This is a genomic window from Mycobacterium alsense (assembly GCF_002086635.1).
In the GTDB taxonomy this organism is placed as follows: Bacteria; Actinomycetota; Actinomycetes; order Mycobacteriales; family Mycobacteriaceae; genus Mycobacterium; species Mycobacterium alsense.
The window spans coordinates 42,697-53,738 of record NZ_MVHD01000041.1 but is presented as its reverse complement, the minus strand read 5'-3'; the positions used below and the strand labels follow the sequence as shown (position 1 = coordinate 53,738).

Sequence of the window (11,042 nt, the reverse complement as noted above, 5' to 3'; positions counted from 1 at the left end):
GCCGAGCGCAAAGCCGGCCCCGCCGGTCCCCCCGGTGCCGCCCTGGCCGGTGATGCTGTCACCGCCGGCCCCGCCGGTGCCGCCGGCCGGGACGCCGAAGCCGAAGTTGGCGCCCCCGAGAAGGCCGACGTTGCCGCCGGCCCCGCCGCTGCCGCCGGTCGCGTCGGTTGCGCTGCCACCGGCCCCTCCGGCGCCGCCCGTACCCCAATAGAATCCGCCATTGCCGCCGGCCCCACCGTTGCCGCCATTCACGCCGGAGACGGTGGAGTTCCACCCGGCCCCGCCCGTACCGCCGTTGCCCGCCCACACCGCGGACCCGCCGTTGCCACCGGTCGCACCCTGGCCGCCGGACCCGCCGTTCCCGCCGTTGCCGAGGAGCCCGGCCAGCCCGCCGTTACCGCCATTGACCCCGGCGACCGTCGAGTCCCACCCGTTGCCGCCGTTGCCCATCAACAGGCCGCCGTTTTCGCCGTTCGGGCTGGCCTGCGTCCCGTTGGCGCCGTTGTAGAACAGCGGGGCCCCGAACAGGGTCCGGCCGGTCTGGTTGAGCTCATACATCACGGTCCCCAACGGGTCCGTCCTCGGCGGCGGCGCCGGCCCCGAGGCATCGGCGACCGCGGCCGGCCACAACGACGGGGTGAGCACCTGGATGGAAAGCACCTCGGCGGCCCTGAACGCCTCCCCCGCCTGGTTCAAGGCCTGCTCGATCTGGGCGGCAACCGCGGTGGCCTCCTTGAGGAGCTTCTGAAACTCCTCGCCGACCTCGGTGAACAGCGTCGCGATTGCCTTCGACACCTGATCGCCGGCGGACCCCGGCACAAAGATGAAGGGAAGGTCCGCCGCGGCATTCGCCGCGCTCAGTGAGGAGTTGATCGTCCCCACGTTCGCGGCCGCGGCCGTCAGCGCATCCGGCGTGACGACCACATACGACATTGCTGACCTCCGAAGACCGCAGAGGTCTACGCCCCCACCACGGTCATAGCTACGGGCACTATAAACCTATCTTGTTGCACACCTGTAGAGCTGTGTTTCAGAGAAAACGCAGAGCAACCGCCGCTCGCTGCCGGGCGGCTCGCTAGGGCGTGATGACCTGGCCCGGGCCGCCGGCGGTTCCGCCGGGGCCGCCGGCCGCGCCGCCGCCTCCGACGGTGGCATTGCCCGGGGTGATCGAGAAGACGTTGCCGCCCGTGCCGCCGTTGCCACCGGTGGGGCCGGTGCCGCCGGTGCCCCCCGCGCCGCCGAAGGAGGCACCACTGCTCAGGAAGTTGTACGCGGTCCCGCCCGTCCCGCCGGTACCGCCCACGGTGGCCCCGACGCCGCCCGCGCCACCGACACCGCCGTAGGCGGTACCCCAGTCGACGGGGAGATACGTCAGCAGCCCGTCGAAATTGTCCACGGCAATGTTGAAGGGCCCGATGATCGCGGCGCCGCCGTGGCCCCCGTCCCCGCCGGCGCCGACCGTCCCGATGCCGCCGACTCCGCCGGTCCCGCCGGTGACGGTCCCCCACCCCAGGTTGAACGCGAGACCGCCCTGACCGCCGTCGCCCCCGGTGGCGCCGTTGCCGCCGGCCCCGCCGGTACCGCCGAGCCCGAAGCCGGCCCCGCCGGCCCCACCGGTGCCGCCCTGGCCGGTGATGCTGTCGCCGCCGGCCCCGCCGGTGGCGCCGGTCGGAACGCTGAAGCCCAGATCCGCGCTACCGAGGAAGCCCGTGTAGCCGCCGGCCCCGCCGTTGCCGCCGGTCGCGTCGGTTGCACTGCCGCCGGCCCCGCCGACACCGCCGGTGCCCCAGAACAATCCGCCGGACCCGCCGTTACCGCCATTACCGCCATTCACGCCGGAAAGGGTGGAGTTGAAGCCGGCCCCGCCGGCCCCGCCGGCCCCGACCCACACCGCGGACCCACCGCTGCCACCGATCGCACCCTGGCCACCGGACCCGCCGTTGCCGCCGTTGCCGATGAGCCCGGCCTGGCCGCCGTTCCCGCCATTGACCCCGGCGACCGTCGAGTTCCAGCCGTTGCCGCCGTTGCCCATCAACAAGCCACCGTTTTGGCCATTCGGGCTGGCCTGCGTCCCATCGGCGCCGTTGAAGAAAAAGGGCGCTCCGAAGAATGTCCGGCCGGTCTGGTTCAGCTCATACATCACCGTCGCGAGCGGTTCCGTCCGCGGCGGCGGCGACGCCCCCGAGGCCTCCGCCACCGCGTGGGCGAGGATCTGCATCGGCGATGGAACAGCCGCGGCGGCGGCCAACGAGCGTGACGCCCCGCTCAACGGCGACACGTTAGTTGCCTCGGCGGCCGTGTACGCGCCCCCCGAGCCGGTCAGGGCCTGCACGAACTGGGCCTGCAGCGCCGCCGCCTGGTTGCTGAGCGCGTGAAACTCCTGGCCGGCGCGGGAGAACAACGACGCGATCGCCGCGGACACCTCATCACCGGCGGCGGCCGACACCGCGGTGGTCGAGGCCGCCGCCGCCGCATGCGCGGCGTTGAGCGACGAGCCGATTGCCGCCACATTCGCCGCCGCCGTCGACACCACGTCCGGCACGACGAACACATACGACATTGCTGACCTCCGAAGACCGTCGCACGCGGGCAGCCCGCACCACGGTCACGCTTGCGAGTGGCTAAAAACTATCTTGTTGCACACCTGTATATCTGCGTTTTAGCAGATTTTCGTCGGTCTCCTCCGGCCGTTTCGCGTCGCGAGCTGCTGGGTATCCGCTGCGCGGGATGCGCGCGATTGGGGGAACCATGAACGAGAGAGAGTTCCTGGTGGCCGTGGGCGAGGCGGCTCAGGACGCGGTGTGGAAGACGGAGCACCCGCTCACCCTGCACTTGTCGGACGATGACCCGCGCCGGGAGCAGTACCTGCGCGAGTACCAACAGGCGGTCGGCCGCCAAGTGCTGGCGGCGATAGAGACGCTCAGCCCCCGCATGGCCTCGTAAGAGAGCCAGGACGCCGGGCGGCGACGTCCGGACCGGGCGGCCGGACATCGGCCCCCGTACGCGAAATGTCTTGGACGCCAGCCGGAGCGAACGACGCCAGCCACGCCGCCGGGCGCCCACGAAACGTTGCGCAGCCTGAGTGACATTGCGCCTACCAGCGAGTAACTTCTTACCTACCCACGAGTAAGAAAGCGCGCCGTGAACGAACCACACGCATTCGACGCCGGGCACCACCACGGGGATGCCGCGACCGACGTCGGCCGGCGTGCGGAAACATGGCCGGCGGCGCGGGGCGCCCGGAAACGCGAAATGGGCTGCGCTAAAACCGATGATTGCTGATGCGGCGGTTGCGGGCTTTCTATGCCGACCCGGGGGCCATCCCGGCGAATTCCAATTCCTTGACGAGAATCGCAATTTTCGGTGTCCACGCCCCGAATACCGGCCACCGTTAACGCTCGGAATGGCGAACACAACTTCGCTTACCGACAACCAAATCCTTTGCGGCTCAACGCATCATATCTCTAGCTCACACACACCAGACACCCGGACGCCCGGCCGAAAATGCAATTTATATCTGACACACGCTGAACGATTCGCTGTGAAATCAGGTTCGTATCTTAAAATTGGCGCTGACCCTTGGTCGCGCGTATGGGGGAATGGATGAATAAGGACGAGGACTTTGCGGTAGCCGTCGGCGAGGCGGCGCAGGACGCGGTGTGGAAAACGGAGCATCCCCTCACGCATCACTTAGAAGAGGATGACCCGCGCCGGGTGAAATACCTTCGCGAATACCAACGGTCGGTCGGTAACCAAGTGCTTGCGGCGATAGCCGCCCTCAGACCCTGCGGCTGCCAGAACAGCTGGTGAGCGCCGGTGAGCGCCGCCGGGCCGGGCAGGGGCCGGCCGCGAAAGCGCCCGCGACGGCGCCGGCCCAGCCGGATGCCCGCGCGGCTTCCGCGCGGCGAATGACAGATTCGCCCACGTCCTCGGGGTAGGCGACGGTAGTTTCAGTCGTGCACCGCATTGCGGCTGCCGGCGATCGGTGCGGCCCTATGCGCCACCCCATACGCCGCGAGTCGCGACTTCCCGGCACCGCGATGCCGGCCGGTGCGGGACGACGAAGGAGGATCGGTGAAAGCCATTCCCAAGCTGTTGCTATTCGCTCTTGTCGAGTTTGTCGTGTTCGGCTCGATGCTGTTTGTCCCCGCGGGCACGTTCAATTACTGGCAAGCATGGGTGTTTCTCGTGGTGGTTGCCGTTCCGGCGTGGATTCCCAGCATTTACCTGCTGCGTACGAATCCCGATGCGCTGCAAGCGCGGATGCGTGGCGGGCCGGCGGCGGAGACGCGGCTGGCGCAGAAGATCGTCATTGCCGGTTTGTACCTGTCGCTGGCGGCAATGGTCGTGGTCAGCGCCCTTGACCATCGCTTCGGCTGGTCGCCCGTACCGGCGGAAATCTGTTTGGCCGGTGACGTTTTGGTGGCCACGGGACTGGGTGTGGTGGCGCTGGTCATCATTCAGAACAGCTATGCGGCGGCGACCGTCCGGGTCAAGGAAGGCCAGCGGGTCGTCTCCACGGGCCTGTACGGGCTGGTGCGGCACCCCATGTACACCGGCAACGTGATCATGATGATCGGCATCCCCCTTGCCCTCGGTTCCTACTGGGGGCTCGTCTTCGTCGCACCCGGAGTGATGGTGCTCGCGTGGCGCATCCGCGACGAGGAGAAGCTGCTGCAAAGGGAGTTGGACGGGTACCGCGAGTACTCGCAGCAGGTTCGCTATCGCTTGGTGCCGTCCGTCTGGTAGGGCGCCCAATTGGCGCTCGGCGCCAGGGGTTTCGATCGACCTCGATATCGGCCGCGCCGGCGGTTCGGGTCTACAGATCGCGGACCGGGCTCGCCGCGGGAACTTCCGCCTCCGACCAGGCACGTCCGCACAACTTGCGGCCGAAGCTTCGCACCGACGGCGCGTCGAAGAGCGTCCGCACCGGCAGGTGGGTGTCCAGGGCCATGTTGATCGCGGCGATCGCGCGCATCGCGGAAACGGAATCCCCGCCCAGGTCGAAAAACGACTCGTCCACCGGAACGCGGTCCAACCCGAGCACTTGGGCGTAAATGCTGGCCAGGATCTGTTCGACCAGATTGGCAGGGGCGCCATTGGCACCACCGGTGCGCTGATATTCGACAGCCGACGGCGCCGGTTGGGTGGCCGTCATCCGGTTCCCGTTCGCCCGCGCGTGCCTGCCCCCCTCCCGCGCGTCCATGGGCAACGGCCGCGCGGGGTCGGCGGTCATGGCCACCAGCGCCCGATGGAACCGTTCGATCAGCGCTTCGATGTCGGCCGCGTCGAACACGTCCGCTCGATATTGGAGGTGAAGTTCCAGTTCGCTGCCGGGCAGGGCCTGGACGGTAAGCGGGTAGTGGTAGTGGTCGCGGTTGGCGATCGCGGTGATGGCCAGCCCGTCGCTGCCCGAGAGCTCGGCGGCGTCGGTCGGGTAGTTCTCGTAGACGAACACGGTGTCGAAGAGCCGGTCGTGACCGGTGGCGCGATGGATCTCGCTGAGTCCCAGGTGCTGGTGCTCGAATGTGCGGTTGTACGCGCTTTGCAGTTGGTCGAGCAGGTCGGTGGTGGAGGTGGCCGGCGTGATACTTGCCCGCACGGGCACCGTGTTGATCAACAGACCCACCATCGAGTCCGCTCCGGGCACCTCGGCGGGCCGCCCCGAGACGACGGCGCCGAACGAGACGTCGCGCTGACCGGTCAGCCACGTCAGCAGCTGCGCCCACGCGGCCTGCAGCACGGTGCTCACCGTGGTGTGACAGGAGCGTGCCAGCTCGTTGACGGCCTGGGTCGTCGGCTCGGGCACGCGGAACGTCGCGACGCCGCGCCGCCCCAGCCCGAACCGATCGGCCGGGTCGACGAGCGTGGGGGTGTCGAATCCCGCGAACACCTCACGCCAGACCGCGCGGGCGGCGACCCGGTCCCGTGCGGTCAGCCAGGTGACGAACCTGCGATACGGAACCGCCGTGGGCAGCCACTGCCCGTAGTAGCTGGCGAACACCTCCCCCAGAAGGATCGGCAGCGACCAGCCATCCAGCACGATGTGGTGATTCGTCAGCACGAATCGGTGCCGATCCGCCGCGGTGCGGATCAAGGCCACCCGAAGGGCCGGTTGGTTGGCAAAGTCGTAGACCGCGGCGCGCTCGGCCGCGCACACCTCCTGGATCCGCTCCTCGACGTCGCCGTCCGCGCCGTCGACGACGACGTAGTGCCAGGGCACGACGGGATCGGCCGGGATGACCTGCACCGGCTCGTCGAACTGCGAGCAGAACCGGGCCGCCAGGTTGGGGTGCCGGTTGACGACGGTGTGCACGGCTTCGCGCAGGCGGTGCTGATCGAGCCGACCGCTCAGGGCGATATCCAGCTGCACCGCATACACGTCGTCGAATCCCCGCGAGGCGTTGGCGTGGAACGCCAGACCCTGCTGCAGGGGGGTCAACGGCAACACGTCGCCGATGCGCTGGTGGTGTCGGCCGAGTTCGTCGATCTGCTGCTGACTCAGGTGGGCGGGCCAGATGTCGGACGGCGTCAACCCGCCGCCCCCGCTTCGCACGTGCGCACAGATGCCGGCCAGAGCCTCGAACCACAACCGGCTCAGCCGGCTGACCTGCGCGTGATCGACGGCGGAGGGCGCCCACGTCCAGGCGGCGCGCAACTGGGGACCGGCGTCGGCGTCGTCCACGGTGCCGGCGTTGAGTTCGACGGTGTGCATCAGCGGCATCGGGGTCGCGGCGGCCACCCGGGCCACCGAGCCGCCGTCCGGGCAGATCCGCCACTCCTCACTGGAGGCGTCGGCCGCCGCGCCCAGGCGCCCCAGATAGTTGAACCCGAAGGGCGGGTCGGACCCGGCCACGTCGACCTCGGAGTTCAGGTAGCGCAATACGCCGTAGGTCAGGCCATCGGGCAGCGCCCGAAGCTGCTCCTTGGCGTCCTTGATCACCAGGCCCAGGGCCGTCTCGCCCGCGGTGACCTGCGCCCAGTCCAGCCCGCCGACGGCCAAGGCCACCGGGTATTTCGTGGTGAACCAGCCCACGGTGCGGGACAGGTCCACGTGTTCCTTCGAGGCGGCCAATTCCTCCTGGCGCCCGTGCCCCTCCACGTCGATGCCGACCGGCGCGCCGCCGCCAAGGAATTCCGCCACCGCCAGGGCGAAGGCGATCAACAGGATGTCGTGGATCCCGGTGTGAAACGCCGCCGGCACCTCGCCGAGCAGCATGCGGGTGGTCTCGGTGTCCAGCTCCACCGACAGGTTTCCGGCGGTGAGGAAGGTGTCCGCCTCGGGGCGCACCGCCGGCAGCGCCACGGGGGTCGCGGCGATCTGCCGCCACGCCCGCGCGTGCTCCACCACTTCCGGGCGGCACGCGTGCTCGGCCAGCAACGACGCCCACCGCGCAAACGAGGTCCGCGGCGCCGGCAACGCCACCTGCTGGCCGGCACGAAGCTGCGCCCAAGCCAGGTTGAGGTCTTCCAGCAGAATCCGCCACGACACCCCGTCGACGGCCAGATGGTGGACGATCAGTAGCAGCTGGGCCGTGGAGGGCACCCACAGCGCGCTCAGCATCACCCCGGCCGCCGGGTTCAACCGCGACCGCGCCTCGATCACCGCGGCGTCGGACAGCGCCTCCACCGCGCGCAGGCAGTGACGGGCGTCGATCGCCCCCGCCTCGGGCACCGTCAACGACCAGCCCCCGGCGTCCTCGTCGACGCGCAGGCGCAGCATGGCGTGCCGATCCAGCAGGGCCTGCAGCAGGGCCACGACATGGTCCTCGTCGGCTCCGGCGGGGGCCTGCAGCAGCACCGTCTGGTTGAACTGGTCGACCGGTCCCTCGACGCCGTACAGCCAGCACATGATCGGGGTGGCCACCACCGGGCCCACGCCCTCGTCGATCACGTGGGCGTCGTCGTCGGCGACGCCGGCCACCCGGGCGAGCCGGGCCACGGTCTGCTCGACGAAGATGTCGCGCGGCCGGCACACCACGCCGGCGGCGCGCGCCCGCGCCACCACCTGCATCGACAAGATGCTGTCCCCGCCCAACTCGAAGAACGACTCGTCGACCCCGACCCGCTCCAGCCCGAGCACCTGCGCATAGATGTCGGCGAGGATCTCCTCGACCGCGTTGGTGGGGGCGCGATAGTGGTCGACATCCTGATACTCGGGCGCCGGCAGGGCCCGCTTGTCGAGCTTGCCGTTGACCGTCAGCGGCAGCGCGTCGATGACCACCACCGCCGCGGGCACCATGTAGGACGGCAACCGCTCACCCAGCGCCGCACGCACCTCGGCCGGACCCGCCGTCCCGGTCACATACCCCACCAGCCGCTTGTCACCGGGACGGTCCTCCCGGACGATCGCCGCCGCCTGCTCGACCCCGTCCAGCCCCGCCAGCGCCGCCTGCACCTCACCCAACTCGATGCGATACCCGCGGATCTTCACCTGCTCATCGGCGCGCCCCACATACCGCAACTGCCCATCGGCACCCCACCACACCAAATCACCGGTGCGATACATCCGCTGCCCCGGCGCACCAAACGGACACGCCACAAACCGCGTCGCCGACAACCCCGAACGGCGCCAATACCCGCACCCCACGCTCGAGCCGGCCACATACAGCTCCCCCACCACCCCCGGCGGCACGGGCTGCAACCAGGCGTCGAGCACGAAGAAGGCCAGGTGCGCCATCGGCACCCCGATGGGGCTGACCGCGCTGTCCGCGTCGGCGGCCGAGATCTCCCGGAACGAGGCATGCACGGTCGTCTCGGTGGTGCCATACAGGTTGAGCAGCCGCGGCAAACCCGGGTGGTTGTCCAGCCAGAGCGAAAGACGCTGGGGCTCAAGCGCTTCCCCGGCAAATATCACCGCTTCGAGCTTGAGCTGGCGCCCGAGCTCGGGTGCGAGCGCGTCCGCGGTTTGCAGCGCGTAAAACGCCGTCGGGGTCTGGCTGAGGACGTTGACCTCTTCCTTGGCCAGCAGCGCATGGAAGTCCTCGGGCGAGCGCGCCACCGATTCCGGGACCACCACCAGGCGTCCGCCGGACAACAGCGCACCCCAGATCTCGCACACCGACACGTCGAAGGCCAGCGAATGCCACTGCGACCACACCTGCCCGGGCGACAACTCGGCATCCAGCGAGTGCAGCAACCCGATCACGTTGTGGTGGCTGATGGCCACCCCCTTGGGGACGCCGGTCGTCCCCGACGTGTAGATGAGGTAGGCGATGTTGTCGGGGTCCGGCGTTGGCAGCGCGGTGCCGGATTCGGTGTCGACGGGATCTTGGAGATCGTCGACCTTGGTGACCAGCAGGTCGCGCCCGTCCAGCCGCTCGGCCAGCCCGCTGGTGGTGATCGCCGCGATCGGCGCGGCGTCGTCGAGCATGAACGCGATCCGGGCCGCCGGCACCGCCGGGTCGATCGGCACATACGCCGCCCCGGTTTTGAGCACCGCCAGGATCGCGATGATCGCCTCGGCCGAACGCGGCAACAGCAGTGCCACGCGTTGCCCTGGACCCACCCCCTGGCGGGCCAACCGGTGCGCCAACCGGTTGGCGGCCTGGTCGACCTCGAGATAGGTCCACGAACCCTCGCCGCACGTGATCGCGGTCGCCTCCGGGGCGCGGGCGACCTGCGCAGCGAACACCGCCGGGATCGACGCCGGGGTCGGTGCCGGCCCGCTCAACACCGCCCGGTTGCTCCACGCGTCCAGCCCGGTCAGGTCGGCGGCGTCGAGCAGATCCATCGACGAAAGCCGCCGCCCCGGATCGGCGGTCATCGCCACCATCACCCGGCTCAGCCGTTTCTCCAATTCCGAGACGTCGAAATTCGAAAACGCCCCACCGCCGCCCACCGTGCTGAGGAAAAGCTGGTCACCGCCGCCGGAGAAGATCAATCCAAAGCTGCCCACCTGAACCGGATTGGTAAACGACGCCGAGGCCCCTACACCGGCGAAATCCATCGTCATCTTCGACGGCATGAAATTGACGCTCACCCGGCCGGCCGGCTGCCCCGTGCCCCGGGCGTGGCCTTTGCGTTCAAGCGCGTGCACCGGAAACCGCTGATGCTGCAGCGCTTCCCGAATTTGCATGTCAACGTGTTGACAGAAATCGGCGACGGTCGACGTAGGCGCGAGCGCCACCACGAGCGGCACCGCCCCCGAGACCATCCCGGGAAGCGTCTTCGACTCCAGACGCACGCGCCTGCTGACCGGGAAGTCGAGTACCACCTGCGAGCCCTCCGCGCACCATCCGCGCACCAAAAGGGCGCACGCAGCGGTGATGACCGACGATCGAGGCATTTTCCACTCGTCGGCCAACTCCTGAATCCGCTGCAGGACCGCGGGATCCAGGCGCACCGGCGCGGAAGGCTCCCGCGAACCCCCTTCGTCCGGGTCCTCGGCCGACCGACGGTCGAGCCCGCTTTCCGGTGGAAGATTGCTGGTCCAATAGGACTGGTCTTCCGAATAGTCGGTGGACGCTTCGTATTCCGACTCGCAGCGAACCAGGTCCTGCAGCGAGCCGAAGAAGGCGGGGGGAATTGGCGCGTTAGAAATAATCGCGGCGTAGACGGTTGCAATCCGGTTGGCGAGAAGCGTAATTCCGAACCCGTCGATGATTATGTGATGGAAGCAACCGAACAAATAAAATTCATCGGCCCAAGTCTGGAATAAAGTGAAGTTGAATAGCGGGCCATCCGAAGGCATTGGCGTGCGTTGAATTGTCAGCGCCATTTCCCGGGCTTTCTGCACGGGCCGGGGCGATTCGCTCAGGTCGTGGAAGGCCACCTCCAGGCCCGAGCAATCGATCGCCTTCTGCACGATCTCGCCGTCCACCTCGAAGATGGCCGCCCTGGCCGGTTCGGCCTCCATCATCACGTGACGAATCGCCCGCTCCAGGGCCGAGCGCTCCACCGTGCCGTCGAAGCGCACCAGAATGCCCAGCTGCCAGTCCGTGCCGGAGTGGCCCGTTTCCTGCGCAAGCCAAATGTCAAGCTGTCCCCGCGTCAGCGGAAACGCCCGGTCGTCGAGTTCCATCCGGTTACCCACTCAGTGC

Annotated in this window: 6 protein-coding genes; 3 read left to right on the top strand and 3 right to left on the bottom strand. The window is 68.9% G+C overall.

What is annotated here, in order from left to right; genetic code table 11:
• Nucleotides 1-933, bottom strand: a 933-nt coding sequence (locus BST11_RS27650) for a PE family protein (protein WP_158086806.1), incomplete at its 3' end; no start/stop codon positions are given.
• Nucleotides 934-1,075: 142 nt separating this feature from the next.
• Nucleotides 1,076-2,560 (bottom strand): PE family protein, encoded by a 1,485-nt coding sequence (locus BST11_RS28190; RefSeq protein ID WP_083139615.1) that lies wholly within the window; start codon nucleotides 2,558-2,560, stop codon nucleotides 1,076-1,078.
• A 188-nt stretch (nucleotides 2,561-2,748) separates the two neighbouring features.
• Here BST11_RS28190 and BST11_RS19775 point away from each other — a divergent pair, with 188 nt between their 5' ends.
• From BST11_RS19775 to BST11_RS19765, 3 genes are all read left to right on the top strand, one after another.
• A complete protein-coding gene (locus BST11_RS19775; protein ID WP_142276453.1) occupies nucleotides 2,749-2,943 on the top strand; it encodes a hypothetical protein in 195 nt (64 codons plus the stop codon).
• 660 nt (nucleotides 2,944-3,603) lie between these two features.
• On the top strand, nucleotides 3,604-3,810 hold the full coding sequence (locus tag BST11_RS19770) for a hypothetical protein (RefSeq protein ID WP_142276452.1): 207 nt from the start codon (nucleotides 3,604-3,606) through the stop codon (nucleotides 3,808-3,810).
• 264 nt (nucleotides 3,811-4,074) lie between these two features.
• Nucleotides 4,075-4,749, top strand: coding sequence for a methyltransferase family protein (locus BST11_RS19765; protein ID WP_083139610.1), 675 nt, complete (start codon nucleotides 4,075-4,077; stop codon nucleotides 4,747-4,749).
• Nucleotides 4,750-4,819: 70 nt separating this feature from the next.
• On the opposite strand, the gene BST11_RS19760 is transcribed toward BST11_RS19765, so the two are convergent.
• The gene (locus BST11_RS19760) at nucleotides 4,820-11,023 is read right to left on the bottom strand and encodes a non-ribosomal peptide synthetase (RefSeq protein WP_083139609.1); all 6,204 of its coding nucleotides are present in this window, start codon (nucleotides 11,021-11,023) and stop codon (nucleotides 4,820-4,822) included.
• Nucleotides 11,024-11,042: the final 19 nt, after the last annotated feature.

Bases quoted from the DNA above. Each gene is read 5' to 3' on its own strand.
- BST11_RS28190 (WP_083139615.1), bottom strand. From the start codon at position 2,560: ATGTCGTATGTGTTCGTCGTGCCGGACGTGGTGTCGACGGCGGCGGCG.
- BST11_RS19775 (WP_142276453.1), top strand. From the start codon at position 2,749: ATGAACGAGAGAGAGTTCCTGGTGGCCGTGGGCGAGGCGGCTCAGGAC.
- BST11_RS19760 (WP_083139609.1), bottom strand. From the start codon at position 11,023: ATGGAACTCGACGACCGGGCGTTTCCGCTGACGCGGGGACAGCTTGAC.
- BST11_RS19770 (WP_142276452.1), top strand. From the start codon at position 3,604: ATGAATAAGGACGAGGACTTTGCGGTAGCCGTCGGCGAGGCGGCGCAG.